The sequence below is a fragment of the Rhodococcus sp. 14-2483-1-1 genome, assembly GCF_002259335.1.
Lineage (GTDB): Bacteria > Actinomycetota > Actinomycetes > Mycobacteriales > Mycobacteriaceae > Rhodococcoides.
On record NZ_NPFX01000021.1, the window covers coordinates 412,605 to 432,150 of the forward strand.

12 protein-coding genes are annotated in these 19,546 nt (G+C 64.4%); 5 read left to right on the forward strand and 7 right to left on the reverse strand.

The genetic code is table 11. The annotated features are described in order from the left end of the window. Nucleotides 1-86: 86 nt before the first annotated feature. A complete protein-coding gene (gene dnaE, locus CH294_RS20470) occupies nt 87-3,623 on the forward strand; it encodes a DNA polymerase III subunit alpha (protein ID WP_094738926.1) in 3,537 nt (1,178 codons plus the stop codon). On the opposite strand, the gene CH294_RS20475 is transcribed toward dnaE, so the two are convergent. Further along, nucleotides 3,594-3,914, reverse strand: coding sequence for a hypothetical protein (locus tag CH294_RS20475; RefSeq protein WP_349290437.1), 321 nt, complete (start codon nt 3,912-3,914; stop codon nt 3,594-3,596). The two genes, dnaE and CH294_RS20475, sit on opposite strands and share 30 nt — an antisense overlap. A gap of 114 nt (nt 3,915-4,028) precedes the next feature. Between CH294_RS20475 and CH294_RS20480 the strand changes: the two genes are divergently transcribed. Continuing rightward, on the forward strand, nt 4,029-4,463 hold the full coding sequence (locus tag CH294_RS20480) for a nitroreductase family deazaflavin-dependent oxidoreductase (RefSeq protein WP_037150812.1): 435 nt from the start codon (nt 4,029-4,031) through the stop codon (nt 4,461-4,463). A 69-nt stretch (nt 4,464-4,532) separates the two neighbouring features. Next, entirely contained in the window at nt 4,533-5,888 is a 1,356-nt protein-coding gene (gene ilvA / locus CH294_RS20485) for a threonine ammonia-lyase IlvA (protein WP_037151214.1), read from the forward strand. Nucleotide 5,889: 1 nt separating this feature from the next. Here ilvA and CH294_RS20490 read toward each other — a convergent pair whose 3' ends face one another. Beyond that, nucleotides 5,890-6,414: a TetR/AcrR family transcriptional regulator gene (locus tag CH294_RS20490; protein WP_032404059.1), complete on the reverse strand. Its 525-nt coding sequence runs from the start codon at nt 6,412-6,414 to the stop codon at nt 5,890-5,892. 137 nt (nt 6,415-6,551) lie between these two features. Here CH294_RS20490 and CH294_RS20495 point away from each other — a divergent pair, with 137 nt between their 5' ends. After that, complete coding sequence (locus CH294_RS20495) at nt 6,552-8,099, forward strand: MFS transporter (protein WP_094738927.1); 1,548 nt, start codon at nt 6,552-6,554, stop codon at nt 8,097-8,099. Here CH294_RS20495 and treZ read toward each other — a convergent pair. The 4 genes from treZ to CH294_RS20515 are packed head-to-tail and all read right to left on the reverse strand — an operon-like array spanning nt 8,072 to nt 16,721. Then, nucleotides 8,072-9,862, reverse strand: coding sequence for a malto-oligosyltrehalose trehalohydrolase (treZ, locus tag CH294_RS20500; RefSeq protein ID WP_283164517.1), 1,791 nt, complete (start codon nt 9,860-9,862; stop codon nt 8,072-8,074). The two genes, CH294_RS20495 and treZ, sit on opposite strands and share 28 nt — an antisense overlap. Beyond that, complete coding sequence (gene treY, locus CH294_RS20505; RefSeq protein ID WP_094738928.1) at nt 9,859-12,234, reverse strand: malto-oligosyltrehalose synthase; 2,376 nt, start codon at nt 12,232-12,234, stop codon at nt 9,859-9,861. The genes treZ and treY overlap by 4 nt, the downstream gene beginning before the upstream one ends. Nucleotides 12,235-12,237: 3 nt before the next feature. Continuing rightward, on the reverse strand, nt 12,238-14,529 hold the full coding sequence (gene glgX, locus CH294_RS20510) for a glycogen debranching protein GlgX (RefSeq protein WP_094738929.1): 2,292 nt from the start codon (nt 14,527-14,529) through the stop codon (nt 12,238-12,240). Between the two features lie 56 nt (nt 14,530-14,585). Beyond that, the gene (locus tag CH294_RS20515) at nt 14,586-16,721 is read right to left on the reverse strand and encodes an acyltransferase family protein (protein ID WP_094738930.1); all 2,136 of its coding nucleotides are present in this window, start codon (nt 16,719-16,721) and stop codon (nt 14,586-14,588) included. Nucleotides 16,722-16,978: 257 nt separating this feature from the next. On the opposite strand from CH294_RS20515, the gene CH294_RS20520 reads away from it, so the two are divergent. Then, the gene (locus tag CH294_RS20520) at nt 16,979-18,187 is read left to right on the forward strand and encodes an MFS transporter (protein ID WP_094738931.1); all 1,209 of its coding nucleotides are present in this window, start codon (nt 16,979-16,981) and stop codon (nt 18,185-18,187) included. 529 nt (nt 18,188-18,716) lie between these two features. Here CH294_RS20520 and CH294_RS20525 read toward each other — a convergent pair. Beyond that, nucleotides 18,717-19,520, reverse strand: coding sequence for a MerR family transcriptional regulator (locus CH294_RS20525; protein ID WP_094738932.1), 804 nt, complete (start codon nt 19,518-19,520; stop codon nt 18,717-18,719). Between the last annotated feature and the right edge of the window lie 26 nt (nt 19,521-19,546).

Consider the following 19,546-nt stretch of genomic DNA (forward strand, 5'->3'; position numbering starts at 1 on the left):
GAAAATTCTGTCGGTTCCACCGCTTAGAGTGGGTGCATTCGCGGCTCGTATTTTCGAAAACGCACGACCTTCAGGAGAGAACCTTCGTGGCCGATTCGTTCGTTCATCTGCACAACCACACCGAATATTCGATGCTCGACGGTGCCGCCAAGATCGGGGCCATGTTCGCCGAGGCGGCGCGGTTGGAGATGACGGCGGTCGGGATGACCGACCACGGCAACATGTACGGAGCCAGCGAGTTCTACAACGAGGCCAAGAAGGCCGGTATCAAACCGATCATCGGTATCGAGGCCTACATCGCCCCGGAGTCTCGGTTCAACAAGAAGCGCGTGCTGTGGGGCGATCGGAGCCAGAAGTCCGACGACGTCTCCGGTAGTGGTGCGTACACGCACATGACGATGGTCGCCGAGAACGCCACCGGCGTCCGCAACCTGTTCAAGTTGTCGTCACTCGCGTCGATCGAGGGTCAGCTCGGCAAATGGGCGCGCATGGACGAGGAGATCATTGCCTCGCATGCGGAAGGCATCATCGCCACCACCGGCTGCCCGTCCGGCGAGGTACAGACTCGGCTCCGGCTCGGCCAGGAGCGTGAGGCGCTCGAAGCTGCAGCCAAGTGGCAGGAGATCTGGGGACCGGACAACTTCTTCCTGGAACTGATGGATCACGGCCTGTCCATCGAGCGGCGCGTCCGCGAGGGCCTGCTCGACATCGGTAAGAAGCTCTCCATCCCGCCGCTCGCTACCAACGACTGCCATTACGTCACCAAGGACGCTGCCGAGAACCACGAGGCGCTGCTGTGCATTCAGACCGGCAAAACGCTGAGTGATCCCACCCGCTTCAAGTTCGACGGCGACGGTTACTACCTCAAGTCGGCCGCCGAGATGCGCGCACTGTGGGACGACCAGGTGCCCGGTGCCTGCGACAGCACGCTACTCATCGCCGAGCGAGTCCAGCCGTACGACGAGGTGTGGGCGCACCGAGACCGGATGCCCATCTTCCCGGTTCCCGAGGGCCACACTCAGGGCACCTGGCTGCGCCACGAGGTCATGACCGGGCTCGAGCGTCGGTTCCCCGACGGCCCGGCCGAGGACTACCTCGCGCGGGCCGAGTACGAGATCAAGGTCATCCTGAAAATGGGCTTCCCGGCCTACTTCCTGGTGGTCGGCGACCTGATCAACCATGCCAAGGCCGTCGGCATCCGCGTCGGGCCCGGACGAGGCTCCGCGGCCGGATCGTTGGTGGCTTACGCCATGGGCATCACCAACATCGATCCACTGCCACACGGTCTGCTGTTCGAGCGATTCCTCAACCCCGAGCGCGTGTCGATGCCCGATATCGATATCGACTTCGACGATCGCCGCCGCGGTGAAATGGTCCGCTATGCCACCGAGAAGTGGGGCAGCGATCGCGTTGCTCAGGTCATCACCTTCGGCACCATCAAGACCAAGGCGGCCATCAAGGACTCTGCGAGGGTGCAGTTCGGTCAGCCGGGCTTCGGCATCGCCGATCAGATCACCAAGGCGTTGCCGCCGCCCATCATGGCCAAGGACATCTCGGTAGCGGGCATCACCGATCCGTCGCACGAGCGCTACAAGGAGGCCGTCGAAGTCCGTGCGCTCATCGATTCCAACCCCGACGTCGCGACGATCTACAAGACGGCCAAGGGCCTCGAAGGCCTGATCCGCAATGCAGGCGTGCACGCCTGCGCGGTCATCATGTCCTCGGAGCCGCTCACCGACGCCATTCCGGTGTGGAAGCGCGCGCAGGACGGCGCGATCATCACCGGCTGGGATTACCCGTCGTGCGAGGCCATCGGCCTGCTCAAGATGGACTTCCTCGGTCTGCGCAACCTCACCGTCATCGGTGACGCGATCGACAACATCAAGGCCAACCGCGGGATCGAGATCGACCTCGACGCACTGCCGCTCGACGATCCGGCCACGTTCGATCTGCTCTCTCGCGGAGACACACTCGGCGTGTTCCAGCTCGACGGAAGCGCCATGCGAGACCTGCTACGCCGCATGCAGCCCACCGGCTTCGAGGACATCGTCGCCGTCCTGGCTCTGTACCGCCCTGGTCCGATGGGAATGAACTCCCACAACGATTACGCCGACCGCAAGAACGGTAGGCAAGAGGTCAAGCCGATTCACCCCGAGCTCGAAGAGCCACTCAAGGTGATTCTCGGTGAAACGTACGGCCTGGTGGTCTACCAGGAGCAGATCATGCAGCTCGCGCAGAAGGTCGCCGGGTACACCCTCGGCCAAGCCGACCTGCTGCGCCGCGCCATGGGCAAGAAGAAGCTCTCCGAGCTCGAGAAGGCGTACGCCGGGTTCCGACAGGGCATGTTGGACAACGGTTTCTCCGAGGCGGCCATCAAGGCGCTGTGGGACACCGTGCTGCCGTTCGCCGGCTACGCGTTCAACAAGTCGCACTCGGCGGGCTACGGGCTGGTGTCGTACTGGACCGCGTATCTCAAGGCGAACTACCCGGCCGAGTACATGGCCGGCCTGCTCACCAGCGTCGGCGACGACAAGGACAAGGCCGCGATCTATCTCGCCGACTGCCGCAAGCTCGGCATCACCGTGCTGCCTCCCGACGTCAACGAATCCGAGTTGAACTTCGCGTCGGTCGGCAAAGACATTAGGTTCGGTCTCGGTGCAGTGCGCAACGTGGGCACCAACGTGGTCGCCTCGATCATCAGGGCGCGATCGGAGAAGTCGAAGTACACCGATTTCTCGGACTACCTGGGCAAGATCGACGCAATTGCCTGCAGCAAGAAGGTCACCGAATCCCTCATCAAGGCAGGCGCTTTCGACTCGCTCGACCATCCACGCAAAGGCCTGATGCTCATTCACGCCGACGCGATCGACGCGGTGATGGGCACCAAGAAGGCCGAGGCAATAGGTCAGTTCGATCTGTTCGGCGGCGAGGACGCCGACGAGTCCATCTCCGCGGTGTTCAACGTGCGGGTGCCGGACGAGGAGTGGGAATCCAAGCACCGGCTCGCCCTCGAACGCGAGATGCTCGGCCTGTACGTCTCCGGCCACCCGCTCCTGGGCGTCGAGCACATGCTGGCCGCGAAGTCCGACTGCAATATCCCGACCATTCTCGAAGGTGACATCAAGGACGGCACACAGGTCACCGTCGGCGGAATTCTGGCCTCGGTCAACCGGCGGATCAACAAGAACGGTCTGACGTGGGCGTCGGCTCAGCTCGAGGATCTGGCCGGTGGTATCGAAGTGCTGTTCTTCCCACAGGCGTACTCGGTGTTCGGTGCCGATGTCACCGAGGACTCGGTGGTACTCGTCAAGGGTCGGGTGTCGGTGCGCGACGACCGGGTCTCCTTGATCGCGAACGACCTTGCGGTACCAGATCTTTCGGCGATCGGTATCGACAAGCCACTCGCGGTCAGTCTGCCGACGCGGCTGTGCACGGCGGACAAGGTCGGTGCCCTCAAACGAGTCCTGTCCAGCCACCCGGGAACCTCGGATGTGCACCTTCGGCTGGTGAGCGGCGACAAGATCACCACGATGAAGCTGGACGACAGTCTGCGCGTCACGCCGACATCGGCGTTGATGGGAGACCTGAAGGCGCTACTGGGACCCGGCTGCTTGACGGGGTGACGCAGGCCGGGTCGGGTGTAGCTCGGTGAGGAGCAGCGTCCACCAGGCCGCGACCGCGATTGTGGCACCGGCGAGTACTGCGGCGTGCAGGGAGCCGGCGATGACGAGCGTCACGACGAACACGAATGATCCCAGCGCGAGGGCTTCCAGTTTGTAGACCGGCCATGCGATGCCTGCGACGTCGACGCTGCGCAGGGCAGCGGTGGGTCGGGGGCTCACCCGGGTGCTCGTGAAGGTCATCGTGTTCTCCTCTGCTGCGCCCGGGGTGGTGATGATTCGGCTGTCCGGCACGCGAAGTTCAGACTATACCCATCGAAAGATTCGGTCCACCGAACTTGGCATCTGGACCAGGCAATGTGGCTGATCTCGTGGCGTCACGCGCACAAGAGGTGTTCACTGAAAGTCATGCCATTGACAGGAGAATACGAACCGAGTTCATCCGACTGGGCCCGTGAGCAGGCCGAGCGATACGAGAACTCCGGCGGAACCGAGGGCACGACGATGAACGGGATGCCGGTCGTGCTGCTGACCACCAAGGGGAACAAGAGCGGCAAGCTGCGCAAGTCGCCGTTGATGAGAGTCGAGCACGACGGCGAGTACGCCATCGTGGCCTCGCTGGGCGGAGCGCCCAAGCACCCCGTCTGGTACCACAACGTCAAAGCCGAGCCGCTCGTCGAGTTGCGGGACGGAACCGAGAAGCACGACTACGTCGCTCGCGAGGTGACCGGCGACGAGAAAGCCGTGTGGTGGGAACGCTCGGTCGCGGCCTACCCCGATTACGCGGACTACCAGAAGAAGACCGATCGCGAGATCCCGGTGTTCGTCCTCTCGCGCGTCTGAACAGGATCCGTCGGTCCGTGGAACGGTCCCGAGTGGGTGACCGTTCCACTCTGGTGGCAGCATGTGCTGGTGTCTTCATCCCCTGACCTCGCCTCCCAGCTCCCATCGTCGGTAGCCGTCACCGCTGCCGATATCGATGCCGCTGCGGTGCGAATTTCGTCGGTGGTGGCCGCAACACCCCTGCAGTTGTGCGAGCGGTTGTCGGCGGAGACCGGCGCGAGGGTCTACCTCAAGCGCGAAGACCTGCAGATCGTGCGGTCGTACAAAATTCGTGGCGCGTACAACCTGATGGACCAGCTGACCGATGCCGAGCGTTCTGTCGGCGTGGTCACCGCGAGCGCAGGCAACCATGCTCAGGGAGTGGCGTTCGCGTGTCGCTCGATGCAGGTGCACGGTCGCATCTACGTCCCCGCGAACACCCCCAAGCAGAAGCGCGACCGAATCCGAGTGCACGGCGGTGACTTCGTGGAGCTCATCGTCATCGGCGATACGTTCGATGCCGCGGCGGCAGCCGCGGCCGCCGATGTAGCCCGCACCGGTGCCACCATGGTGCCGCCGTTCGACGATCCGCGAACCGTGGCCGGGCAGGGCACCATTGCCGCCGAGATGATCGATCAGCTCGGCGGGGCACCCGATGTCGTCGTGATGCCCGTCGGCGGAGGCGGATGCATCGCAGGCATCTCCAGCTACCTTCGTGAGCGCGCACCGCAGACGTCACTGGTGGGTGTCGAACCGTCCGGCGCGGCATCCATGACCGCCGCGCTGATCGCCGGTGGTCCGGTGACGCTCTCCGAGATCGATCCGTTCGTCGACGGGGCCGCCGTCCGCCGCATCGGCGACGTGCCGTACGCAGCGTTGCAGTCGCTCGGTGCCACGGTGGTGTCCCATGCTTCGTTGCCGCTGATCACCGCGCCCGTGTTCGACAGTTCCGGCCCCGGTGCATTCCTGATCACCCAGATCGACGAGGGCGCGGTCTGTACCGCAATGCTCGAGCTGTACCAGAACGAAGGCGTCATCGCCGAGCCTGCAGGCGCGTTGGCCGTTGCGGCGCTCGAGCATCTCGACATCGCGCCGGGAAGCACAGTCGTGTGCTTGGTGTCCGGCGGCAACAACGACGTCTCTCGCTACGGCGAAATTCTCGAGCGATCGCTCGTTCACCTGGGCCTGAAGCACTACTTCCTCGTGGACTTTCCGCAGGAGCCCGGCGCACTGCGTCGCTTTCTCGACGAAGTCCTCGGGCCCGAGGACGACATCACCCTGTTCGAGTACGTCAAGCGCAACAACCGGGAGACGGGTGCCGCGCTAGTCGGCATTCAACTCGGCGCTGCGGACGGCCTCTCTTCTCTCCTCGAACGTATGCGGTCATCGCACCTGCAGGTGGAGCAGCTGGAGCCGGGTTCGCCGGTGTACCGGTACCTGACCTGAGTCAGCGACCGAGCAGGCGGTCGACGACGCGTTTGTGCAGTTCGGGGTCCACGGCCGGCAGGTCGAGCACGGCACCGAGGTAGATTCCGTCGCCGACGAGCCGGATGATCTCGGCCTGCACGGGATCATCGATTTCGGTACGCAGACCCTCGTCCCACAATCGCATCATGTCGACGACGGCCTCCTGAACCTCGTCGGAATTGCCGTCCACGCTCCGCAACGCGGCCAATGTCGATCGATAGAGAGCGATCTCCTTTTCCGAGATCGAATCCGGCGGTTGCAGATACCACTCGGCCACGGACGTCCCGCCTGCTGCGGCGTCGGCGCGCTGCTCGTCCGCCTGGGCGCCGAGTCGTCGCACCATGGCCGCCACCAGAGCGTCCTTGGTCTTGAAGTGGTACAGCAGTCCGCCCTTCGATACGCCTGCAGCGGCAGCGACGCTGTCGAGGGTCACTTTGGTCATACCGTGCTCGATCAGCATCGATTCCAGTGCGTCGAGTATTCGGTCCCGCGTGTCCGATGACATGAATTTCACTTTACCGGCTGGACGGTTCGCGGTACTCTCAATCACTGTACCGGCTGGACGGTTGGTGCTCTCGAGCGTTTCGGACCCGGCGATCGCCGGCGCACCGGGCGCAGAACGTAGGAGATGTAGTGAGTGACATGCGCACCGGTTCGGTGCACGAGGTAGCCGGGGGATCCGAGCACCGGGCGACCCCGCGGGACTGGCTCGGTCTGGTGGTACTGGCGTTCGCCGTGTTGCTCATCGCTGTCGATGGCACTGTCCTCGACCTGGCATTGCCTTTCATCAGTTCGGACTTGGCACCGACCAGCAACCAGTTGCTGTGGATCATCGATGTCTACTCGTTCGTGCTGGCCGGCCTGCTCATCACCATGGGCACGCTCGGCGACCGAATCGGCCGTCGCCGATTGCTACTGATCGGTGCTGCAGGCTTCGGCATCGCCTCACTCGTAGCGGCCGTGTCGACCAGCGCGGAGATGCTGATCGCGGCCCGCGTGTTGCAGGGTATTTCCGGTGCGACACTGATGCCCGCGACCCTGGGCTTGATTCGCACCATCTTCCTGAACCCGCGTCAACGCGTTGCCGCGATCGGCGTGTGGGGCGCGATGGCCGGTGGCGGTGCCGCTGCCGGTCCGCTCGTGGGCGGTTGGTTGCTCGAGCACTTCTGGTGGGGATCGGTGTTTCTCATCAACATCCCTGTGATGCTCGTGCCGATCGCGCTGGGACCGCTGGTGATTCCGGAGTCGAAGGACCCGCACCCGGGTCGGTTCGACCTGACGAGTTCGGCGCTGTCGATGCTCGCCATCGTGCCGCTGGTATTCGCGGTGAAGGAGACCGCGGCACACGGCTTCGGCGTGGCCTACCTGCTGTCGGCGGTGGTCGGTGTGATCGCCGGATACGTGTTCGTCCGCCGTCAGCGCACCCTCGCGGCACCGATGATCGACCTGAGACTGTTTGCCAACCGGGCCTTCTCGACGGGCGTCGCAACGAACTTCCTGTCGGTGTTCGCCCTCGCCGGAGTCCTGTTCTTCGGTTCGCAGTATCTGCAGCTCGTGCTCGGCAACAGCCCGCTCGAGGCGGGTCTGCTGCTGCTGCCCGGTACCGCCGCCAGCATCGTCACCTCACTGCTGGTTGCGGTCCTGGTTCGATACTTCAGTGCGGGAACAGTTCTCGGGGTCGCAATGTTCGTCGCCGCCGCGGGTGCCGGGCTCCTGGTCGGCCTCGCAACCGACAGCGGCCCGGCCCTGTTCATTGCCGGGTTCGTCCTCGTGGGGGCCGGTGTCGGTGTCGCGCTGACGCTGACCTCCGAGCTGGTGGTCAGTGCCGTCGAACCCGAACGGGCGGGAGCTGCCTCGGCAGTGTCGGAAACCGCATACGAACTGGGTATCGCACTGGGCGTCGCACTACTGGGCACCGTTGTCATGGCGATCTTCCGTCGCGGCATCGACGTCACGCAGCTGACCCCCGAGCTGGGGGCCAGGGCCGGTGAGACTCTCGGCGGTGCCGACGCGGTGGCCCGTGAGCTGCCGGACTCGGTGGCGACGGTCCTACTGGACTCCGCGCATGCTGCCTTCGTCTCGGGCATGCATGTCGCGGCCGTCGCCACCGCGGTGGTGTTGGCGATCACCGCCGTATTCGTCCTGGTCAATCTACGCAGGCGTCAGGATTCCAGTACGACGACGGAGTGACCGGGAATCGTTGTGACAGAGCCAGTTTCGTCCGATGTCGTCGGCTCCCACTCGAGTAGTGGTGAGCCGCCGACCGGCACGGTCACAGCAGATTCGGACAGATTGCACACCACACTGAGTCGGCTGCGGCGAACGACGATCCATTTCGCGTCCTCGTCGTAGTCCACCTTCACGTGGTCCAGCCACGGGTCGGTCAGTTCGGTCCGGTCGCGGCGCAGCCTCAACAGATCGCGGTAGACGGCCAGCAGTCGTGCATGGTCGCCGTCGCCCAGTTCCGACCAGTTCAGCTTCGATCGTGTGAAGGTCTCGGGATCCTGTGGGTCCGGGATATCGCTCTTGTCCCAGCCATGTTCGGCGAATTCCGCCTTGCGTCCCTCGGCGGTCGCCTTACCGAGCTCGGGCTCTGGATGCGAGGTGAAGAACTGGAACGGCGTCGACGCTCCCCACTCCTCTCCCATGAACAACATCGGTGTGTAGGGCGAGGTCAACACCAGAGCAGCCTTGATTGCGAGCTGGCCGGGGGAGAGGTAGAAACCCGGTCGATCGCCGATTGCGCGGTTACCGACCTGATCGTGAGTGGTCGTGTAGGTCACCAGTGAACTGGCCGGAATTCGGCGCGTGTCCAGCGGGCGGCCGTGGATCCGACCGCGGAAGCTCGAATACGTTCCGGCATGAAAGAACCCCTGCCGCAGCGTGTTCGCCAAACCCTGGAGGGAACCGAAATCGCCGTAGTAGCCCTGCCGCTCACCGGAGACAGCCGCGTGGATCGCGTGGTGAATGTCGTCGTCCCATTGCGCGTCGAGTCCGTAGCCGCCACCCGACCGTGCCGTGATCAGCGAAGGATCGTTGAGGTCGCTCTCGGCGATCAGGGTCAGTGGACGACCGAGATGCGCTGACAGGGTGCGGGTTTCGATCGAGAGCTGCTCGAGCAGATGCACCGCAGTGTGGTCGACTATCGCGTGTACTGCATCCAGCCGCAATGCGTCGATGTGGAACTCGGAGAACCAACGCAGAGCGTTGTCCAGGGCGTATCGCCGAACCTCGCCCGAGTCTGCATCGGCATAGTTGATTGCCTGGCCCCAGCTGTTGGCCCCTTCGGTCATGTAGGGGCCGAAGCGTTCGAGATAATTACCGGACGGGCCGAGGTGGTTGTAGACCACATCGAGGACAACGCCGATGCCGCGGCCGTGGCAGGCGTCGACCAAGCGCTGCAACCCTTCCGGGCCGCCGTACTCCTCGTGCACGGTGTACCAGAGCACACCGTCGTATCCCCAGTTGTGCACGCCGTTGAATCCGTTGACCGGCATGATCTCGATGAACGACACGCCCAGTTCGACCAGGTGATCGAGCTTGCCGATGGCCGCCTCGAACGTGCCCTCGTCGGTGAACGTGCCGATGTGCAATTCGTAGATCGAGGAGCCGGGTAGTTGACGCCCGGTCCATGCCGCATCGGTCCACAGCGTGGGATCGACGTCGAACAACTGGGACAGCTCGTGCACGCCGTCGGGCTGCCGCGGTGATCGCGGATCGGGTAGTGCCTTGTCTGCGTCGTCGAGCAGGTAGCCGTATCGAGAGTTCGGTGTGGCGTCGACGTCGGCATGCCACCACCCGTCCGAGGAGCGCTGCATCGGATGCACCGAGTCGTCGAGTTGCAATCGGACCGTCTCGGGGGACGGTGCCCAGACCTGGAATCGTCGTGTCGTCGCCGAAGAGGTCGCTGCTGTCGATGTCGCTGCTGTCGATGTCGCTGCTGTCGATGTCACTGTGTCACCGCTTCTTCGTTGTCGCGCACCAGGAGTGCGACCGGGAGTGAGGCGAACATCTCGGCTACCGAGACGGTGCCCGTGTGTTCGGAGCCGGTGATGCGATCGCGCCAGCTGCCATCAGGCAGCGTCACGGATGTGTCGCCCCAGCCCGTCTCGGATACTCCGAGCGAGAGTCTGGTCGCCAGTGCGATCACGTCGGCGTTTCCGGGAACCGGTCCGCGTGCGAATCCGACGAGGTGCTCGGCCGCGGATCCGTCCGCAACGATCGGCGCGTAGGTGCCACCGACGAAGCTCTCCGGCCGTTCGCGGCGCACGTGCAGCGCGGAGCGAACCACAGCCAGCTTGGCAGCACCCGTATCGATCGAGAGCGCATCGGTGTTCGACGCGGCGAGCATCGATCGACGGACGGAGTAGTCGACGGGTCTGCGGTTGTCGGGGTCGACGAGCGAGTCCTCCCACAACTCGGTGCCCTGGTACACATCGGGGATGCCGGGCCCGGCCAGATTCAACAGTTTCTGACCCAGCGCATCGGAATGGCCATGGGGAGCGAGCTTGTCGACCAGCATCGTCATCGATCGAGCGACGGCACCGTCGAAGATGGCGTCGAGCCAGCTGTGTACCGCGGACTCGAACTCCTCGTCCGGAGCAGTCCACGTCGTGCGGAGGGCGGCCTCGCGGATTGCCTTCTCCGCGTAGGCGTGAACTCGCTCACGCAGCGTGGACGTGATCACTCCGTCGACCGGCCAGATGCCGAAAAGGTTCTGCCACAAAAACATTCCGGTTGTACCGTCGGGACTCGGGGTCAGTTCTTCCCAGTCCGTGATGCAGCGAGCCCACAGTTCGGGAGTCTGTGACAGCACGCCGATTCGCGCCCGTACGTCCTCGCCGCGTTTGGTGTCGTGAGTCGACAGAGTGGTCATCGCGGCCGGCCAGCGTCGCGCTCGATCGGCATTCGTCAGATGGTAATACGCTGTGCTGCAACCGAATCGGCTCGGGTCGCCGCCCACCTCCTGTAGGGAGATCAACCGGTTGGCGCGGTAGAACAGGCAGTCCTCTACGCCCTTTGCCGTGACTGCACCGCAGACCTGGTCGAAGCGGACCGGCGATTCTGCACCGGTGACGAGGGCGGTCGCCAGTGCGCCCAGACCGCCGGCCAGGTCCGGCTGCTCCTCGCCGACAGCAGCGATCACGCCCGGCAGCACGCCGGCGAGCGGCGCGTAGTCGGTCCGGTAGACCGGGACGGCCGCGACGACGGCAACGATCGCGTCGATGACGGACTCGAGGTCGACGGTGGTGCCGGACTCGCGAACCACGGCCCGAGCGAGGCGTCGCACCTCGGGGGACAGGTCGCCGCGCGCAACGGCGGTCTTGAGGTCCAACTCGGTCTCGTGCAAGGTCTCGGCGTCGTAGGCGATGCCCGAGCGCACCTGAGACAGAGCAGTGAGTGCATGCACGCCCGCGGGGTCGACGAACACTCCGCCGACCGCGGCCAACGCGTCGTACCCGGTCGTTCCGTCGACGGGAAGCGACTCGTCCAGCGGTTCACCGTCGGCCAGAATCTTCTCGATGACGAGCCACCGGTCGGGCCCGAGAAGTCCGCGCAGTTCGGTGAGGTAGCCGGCGGGGTCGGCCAGACCGTCGGGATGGTCGACCCGCAGTCCGTCGATCAGGCCGTCTTCGATCCAACCGGCCACCTGGCGGTGGGAGTCGGTGAAGACGTCGAGGTCTTCCTGTCGAATTCCTGCGAGGCCGTTCACGGAGAAGAACCGTCGGTATCCGATCAGCCCGTCGGACCAGCTCACCAATCGGTAGGCCTGACGGTCGTGTACGGCCTGCGCATCATCGCCGTCGGTGCCGTCTGCGATGGGGAAGCGGTGCTCGTAGAACGCGAGGAGAGGCTGCTCCTCCGAGCGGTCGACGGTGAGCTCACCGACGTCGCTCGCGCTGCCGAGCACGGGGATTGCAATCTTGCCGTCGACGCCGTTGTCGGCTCCGAAGTCGATGTCGAAGTACGTCGCGTACTCGGAGTCGCGACCGCGTCGCAGCACGTCCCACCACCACGCGTTCTGCCGTGGGTCCTCCACTCCGACGTGGTTGGGGACGATGTCGACGATTATCCCCATGCCCAGCTCTGCGGCACGAGAATGCAACTGCGTCAACGCTTCTCGACCGCCCAGGGCGGCCGACACCGTCGAGGTATCGGTGACGTCGTATCCGTGTGTCGATCCGTCGGTCGCAGTCAGGATCGGCGACAGATACAGGTGTGTGACCCCGAGGTCGTGGAGGTAATCGACCACGTCGGAGGCATCGGCCAGGGTGAAGGCATCGCCCCGCAGTTGTAACCGGTAAGTACTGGTGGGCAGCGGCATGTGTCAGGCAGTCTTTCGTAGAACGAGTAGGGAACGAGCGGTGACTTCCACCGGTGTACCCGCTTCTATCGATTTCTCACCCGCTCCCGTTCGGGCTGCTGTGTCCAAGGCGACCGTCCACTCCTTGGCGTAGTTCCCGTCCGGGGTCACGAACTCGAGCGTCTCGTGATGTGCGTTGAAGCACAACAGGAACGAGTCGTCCACCACGCGCTCACCGCGCTGATTCGGTTCCGGAATTCCTTCGCCGTTGAGGAACACGGTCAGCGACTTGCCGAAGCCGCTGTCCCAGTCCTCGGGCGTCATCTCTTCGCCCGCAGGGGTCAGCCACGCGATGTCTCGTGCCTGCTCGCCGGTTCGGATGGGACGGCCCTCGAAGAACCGGCGCCGGCGGAACACCGGGTGCTCGGCGCGCAATGCGATGGCGTTGCGAGTGAACTCGATCAGTTCGGCGTTGGTCTCGGCCAACGACCAGTCCATCCATGCCAGTTCGGAGTCCTGGCAGTAGACGTTGTTGTTGCCCTGCTGTGTTCGTGCCATCTCGTCGCCGTGAGCGATCATCGGCGTACCTTGGCTGAGCAGCAGGGTCGCCATGATGTTGCGGATCTGGCGGGCTCGGAGGTCCAGAATTTCCGGATCGTCGGTCGGTCCCTCGACGCCGCAGTTCCAGGATCGGTTGTGACTCTCGCCGTCGTTGTTGCCCTCACCGTTGGCCTCGTTGTGCTTGTCGTTGTACGAGACCAGGTCGTTGAGGGTGAACCCGTCGTGGGCAATGACGAAGTTGATGCTGGCTCCGGGGCGACGACCGTTCGACTCGTACAGATCCGAGGATCCGGTCAGCCTCGACGCGAACTCGCCCAGCGTCGCGGGCTCCCCGCGCCAGTAGTCACGCACGGTGTCGCGGTACTTGCCGTTCCACTCCGTCCACAGGCCGGGGAAGTTGCCGACCTGGTAGCCGCCCTCACCGATGTCCCAGGGCTCGGCGATCAGCTTCACCTGGCTGACGACTGGATCCTGCTGAACGAGATCGAAGAATGCACTGAGGCGATCGACGTCGTGCAGTTCGCGAGCCAACGTGGATGCGAGGTCGAATCGGAACCCGTCCACGTGCATCTCGGTCACCCAGTAGCGCAACGAGTCCATGATCAGCTGCAGCGTGTGCGGGTGCCGGGCGTTGAGACTGTTGCCGGTACCGGTGTAGTCCATGTAGTGCTCGAGATCGCCGTCGACGAGCCGGTAGTACGCAGCGTTGTCGATGCCGCGGAAGCTGATGGTCGGGCCCATGTGATTGCCCTCGGCGGTGTGGTTGTAGACCACGTCGAGGATCACCTCGATGCCGGCGGCGTGGAACGAGCGAACCATGGCCTTGAACTCGGTGACCGCCGCACCGGGGGACTGCAGTGAGGAATATTCCGCGTGCGGGGCCAGGAATCCGAATGTGTTGTAGCCCCAGTAGTTTCGCAGTCCCTTGTCCAGCAGAACCTGATCCTGCATGAACTGGTGCACCGGCATCAGTTCGATGGCCGTGACTCCGAGGTGGTTGAGGTGATCGATGATCGCCGGATGCGCCAGCCCGGCGTAGGTGCCGCGCTCGGCCTCGGGAATGTCGGGGTGGTTGATCGTCATGCCCTTGACGTGGGCCTCGTAGATCACGGTCTCGTGGTACGGGCGTTTCGGGGCGCGATCCGCCTGCCAATCGAAGAACGGGTTGATCACGACGGTGGTCATCGTGTGACCGAGCGAATCATGCTGGGGGAACTCGTTGTTCGGCGCGTCGTCGTGCGCGATGGGAGCTTCCTCGATGATCTCGTCGTCGGGATCGGCAAGATCGGTGGCGTCCTCGAACGGGGCCTCGTCGTCGAGTGAATCCGCGGATTCCTCGTCGATCTGTACCTCGGCCTCGGGTTCGGGAGCGGGCGCGTCCATGTTGTACGAGAACAGCGATCGGTCGCCGTCGAACGATCCCTCGAACGCCTTGCCGTACGGATCCACGAGCAGCTTGCTCGGGTCGCAGCGATGCCCGGCTGCCGGATCCCAGGGGCCGTGAACGCGGTAGCCGTAGCGCTGACCCGGTACCACTGTGGGCAGATATGCGTGCCAGACGTAGCCGTCGGACTCCTCGAAACGGATGCGGGTCTCGGTTCCGTCGTCGGCGATCAAACACAGATCCACGGCCTCCGCGACCTCGGAAAACAGTGCGAAATTGGTTCCTGCTCCGTCGTAGGTCGCGCCGAGCGGATAGGCGGATCCCGGCCATACTGCGATGGCAGGCGTGTCGTCGGAGGCTTCGTGCAGCATGGATCAACCCTACTGTGGCGGGTGGGCCCAGGCTTACCGAGCGCGAGGCGTTCGGCTCACGGTCCGGCCCACCACCCGGTGGCCGATCCGACCTGCCGTCCCAGCTCGGTGGTCAGAGTTCGCACGTAGGTCGCAGTGAGATGATGCTCGTCACGGTAGACGAGTACGTTGCCTTGCTCGACGCGGCACACGGTCGCGTCGCAGACTGCATCGGACAGGTCGAGAGCGGAGAACCCGGGGAGTCGGAACGAGGCCGCAAGCGCCGGATTGACGGGGTCGAGCGCTTCGTCCCGTGGAATGCCGCACGAGGTGGCATTGCCGCCGTCGGCCAGGCAATCGATCGCCCGGTACGCGAGCCACGGGGTGTCCCGAACACCCAGAATTCCGACACCGTCCGCAGCGAGTTGCTGCCACACCGCGGCGTACCAGGTAGGGGTGTAATCGCCGGGGAAGTCCTCCCGCGGGCGGGTGGCGGTGGTGAACACGTAGGCAGGTTCCATCGCTGCGACGTCGGCGAGCACGGTCTGCGTCCAGTCGAGGCAATCCGGGTATTCGTTGGGGCCGAGCATCGGCATCGTGTCGATGCTCAACGGGCAGCCCATCTTCAGGAATGTGACGACCTTGAACCCGTGCTGGAGTCCGAGCGCGTCGAGGGCCGTCACCCAGTGCTCGGCGTGTGAGCTGCCCGCCAGCACGATGGTTCGGTTCGCGTCGAGGTCGCCGTAGCTACACGAGACCGCATCGCGTGTTTCGAAGTCGGCGATGCAGCCTTCGAGGGTGGTGGCAGGGAGGTCCTCGGGAGCCGAATACAGCGGGGGACGGACGGAGGCCGGCTCGGCGCGAATCCCGTCGGTCAGTTCGAGCGCCCCCGGGTGAGTCAATTCGTCGACCGATTCATCGGCCTGTACCGCGGTGATCGACCGGTCGATGTAGACGTTCCATCCGACCGAACCGGCCGTGACGGAGAGCGCGGCGATCCCCGCGCAGGCAGTGACCGCGATCCGTCCCGGCGTGAACGTGCTCGACTGCGTGGGGCGCTCGACCAGACGCACGGTCAGCCATGCGAGTACGACCGACGCCCCGACGATGCCGAGACCCCCGAGCGCGTCTGCATGGGATCTGCCGGTGGCCGACAAGTAGAAGATCAGCAGCGGCCAGTGCCACAGGTACAGCGGAAATGCGATCGATCCGACCCAGGCGAAGAACCGGTTGGAGAGCGTTGCCGCGACGGCGGTCTCGGACCCGGCGACGATCAACGCGAGGGTCGCGAGCACCGGAATCGAAGCCAGGGGACCGGGAAACGCAGTCACACCGTCGACGACGAAACCGCACGCGACGATGACGGTCATGCCGAGAACGGCCAGGACTCCACGTGCCGTCGACGACCAGCGGGCACGTAAGGGCGAGGCGGCGGCCACCGAGGTGCTTGTTCGCGAGGCGAGCACTGCCGCCAGTGCCGCACCGAGCATGATCTCCCAGAGCCGCGCACCGGTGTCGTAGTAGTTCCACGCCTGATGCCGTCGAACACCGTCCGCCGCGTACACGAAGGACACCACAGCGATCACGGCGAAGATCACGGCAAAGGTGTGTGGTCGAAGACTTCGTGGCCCCTCGGGTCGGGCGATGCGTCGGAGCCATGCGAGACCGAACACGACGGCAATGGCCAGCAGATAGAACTGGAACTGCACGGCGACCGACCACAGATGCTGAACGGGGCTCACCGAGGGATCGGCCGCCAAGTAGTCGTTCGCTGTTGTCGCCAGCTGCCAGTTCACGTAATAGAAGACACCGGATACGAGTTGATCACCCAGGTCTGCCCAGCGGGTGCGCGGCAGCAGGAACACCGATGCGACGGCGACTGCGAGCAGCGTGATCAGCAGCGGTGGACCCAGTCTGCGGAGCACGCGCGTGATGCGGGTGATCGGATTCAGGCTTGCCCCGGCCTCGGCCGATCGCAGTAGGGATGCGGTGAAGAAGAAGCCGGACAGCGTCAGGAAGACGTCGACGCCACCCGACACGCGACCCATCCAGATGTGGAACACGACGACGAGTGCGATCGCGACGCCGCGCAAGCCATTGAGATCTCGCCGTTGCGGTGGTCGACCCTGTGGGCCGGGTGCCGGAGCGGAAGCGCCCTGGCCCGGTCTCGAGAAATCGATGGCCGAGTCGCTGTCGGTCGGGTGTACATGCATGAAGGAGAAGTGGCTCCGGCTGTCGATCGACTACTCGGTCGGATGTGCGATACCGGGCAAACAATACGTGTACGCGAGGTGAAGCACTTCTCGGAGTCTGCTTCGGGGCAATAGTCCCAGTTCGGGAGCGTAGAGGTTGATCCGGCGCATTGTCTTCTTGCGCGGATAGAGCGCGTGTGCAACTATTTGCCAAGCGCGTGCAACTACACGCGATAGCCAGATATTTACCTACGCCACTTCGTCTCAGGAGATTCGACATGCCTCTCGGCCTGCTCGCCCTCGCAATCGGAGGATTCGGCATCGGTTTGACCGAATTCGTCATTATGGGCCTACTACCGGAGGTCGCGGCCGACTTCTCGGTCACCGAAGCCACCGCCGGCTGGCTCATCACCGGATATGCGTTGTCCGTCGTCGTCGGAGCGCTGGTGGTCACCGCTGCGGTGACGCGACTTCCCCGCAAGACCGTTTTGCTTGCACTGATGTGCCTGTTCATCGCAGGCAACCTGATTTCTGCACTCTCGGGCAGCTACGACACGATGCTGCTCGGTCGTGTGGTCGCCGCACTGTGCCACGGAGCCTTCTTCGGAATCGGTGCCGTGGTCGCGGCAGGTCTGGTCGAGCCCGCAAAGAAGGCGGGAGCGATTGCCATGATGTTCGCCGGCCTCACCGCCGCCAACGTTCTCGGCGTTCCGTTCGGAACGTTCCTCGGTCAGAGTTACGGATGGCGGTCGGCGTTCTGGGCCATCACGGTGATCGGCATCGTTGCGCTGATCGGCATCGCGGCCCTCGTTCCTCGGGAAACCGGGATCGGTGAGGAGAGCGATCTGCGCCGCGAATTGCGTGCGTTCCGGTCTCCCCAGGTGTGGCTCTCCATCGCCACGACGGTGCTCGGATTCGGCGGTATGTTCGGCGCGTTCACGTATATCGCGTTCACCCTCACCGACGTCAGCGGGTTTGCGTCGAGCTCGGTGCCCTGGCTGCTCGTGCTGTTCGGTGGAGGTCTCTTCATCGGAAACTACCTCGGCGGCAAGGCCGCCGACCGCAACCTCACCGCGACGTTGCTGACGTTGCTCGGCGCGTTGACCGTCGTTCTCGTCTTCTTCGCGCTCACCGCAGAGAGTCGACCGGCGACTGTTGCCTCTCTCGTCCTCATGGGCGCTTTCGGTTTCGCGACGGTGCCGGGGCTGCAGATGCGGGTGATGTCGTTCGCGCCCGACGCCCCGACGATGGCGTCCGGTGCGAACATCGCCGCCTTCAATCTCGGAAATGCGTTGGGCGCGTGGCTCGGCGGCGTGACGATCTCGGCCGGCCTCTGCTACACCTCGCCCATCTGGGCCGGATCCGGTATCACCGTGCTCGCGTTGCTGGTCCTGTTGTTCGCAACTCGTCTGCTGCGCCGCTCCTCTTCGGGTGCCGCAGTGGACGGAGTGAGCGCAGCAACCAGTGCTGCGGGGTCGTCCACCTGAACACCGAACGAGTGAGCGAAGCCGGATATCCGCCATCGCTGCACGAGTGCGGGAACCACAACCTCTGCGGCACTGAACAGCTCGATGTCGACCGTGGTGCCGTCCTGGTTCGGTAGGACGAGCCGGCCTCCGTCCAGAGCGGGCGACACGACGCCGAACCGACGGTGGATGCGAACCGATGCGATATTCGCTCGGTCGACCCTCGCTACGACCGTGCCGGACATGCGCAGAACGAGGACTTCGGGTGAGAGAACATGCGGGTGCGCCCGAGCCAGGGCGACCGATGACGCGAGTAGCACCAGGGACGCAACCGACGCGGCTGCGACCAGCGCACTGAGCCACAGCCACGGAATCAGAAAGTGCAGAACGACCATCTCGATCACGGTGGCAGCACCGAACATCAGGGGTAATCCGAGTGTTCCGCGGGTAGCGGTGAACACGGTCGAGTCCGCGGCGATCGGCGCGTGCTGCCCGCGCGTCCAGAGCGCCAACGAGTGCCATCTACCGACCTGGACAGGGAAGTCGACCGTCATCGGGTGCCTCCGGACGGCGGGTGGTCGATGGTCTGCAGGCGTGCGGTGGCGCGGACGATCACGGTGCGCTGGGCCGGATCGGGGAGGATGTCGTCGATAGTCAGGGAGCTGATCTCACCGGTGTTCACTGCGGCGTCGGGTGCGGTGGAGGCGAGCGAATCGAGATCGAGCATCGACGCCAGTTCCGCTGCGAGCGAATCGATATCGCTCTCGGCCTCGTCCGGATCTCGGCCTTCGAGGGTTGCGAATCTGCGTAGTAGTCCGAGGTACTTCTGACGGAGGCCGTGATCGTTGAGTGTTGCGGTCACGGTAGAGAAGAACGATTCGGGAACGGTGCCCGATATCGCCATCACCTCGAGTAGATCGCGTTCACGGATCAATGCTTCTCGGTCCGCTTCCGCGGAAGCGTCGATCAGCGCGCTCAGGGCGTCGGCAACCTCGCGCGGAAGTGCGGTCAGCTGGCGATGGTCGACTGCGTCGTTCAGCAGTGCCGACAGGCGGATGTGCTTGCGCGCGAGCGCGGACTGCTCCCGTTCTATATCGACGAGAAGCGCCCTGAGATCAGCGACCACATCGGTCTCGCCCGCCGGAGACTCACCGAGGGCGGCGGCTATCTCGCCGAGTGGCATCCCGCAGTCGGCCAGCCACCGGATTCTCATCAGACGAACCACGTCGTCGATCGTGTACTCGCGATATCCGTTGGACAGACGGCGCGGCTCGTCGAGCAGGCCGAGGCGGTGGTAATGACGCACCGTTCGCGGTGTCGTTCCGACGGCCTCCGCCAGAGATCCGATTCGCATGTGGTTCAGTGTGAACCTTGACGCTA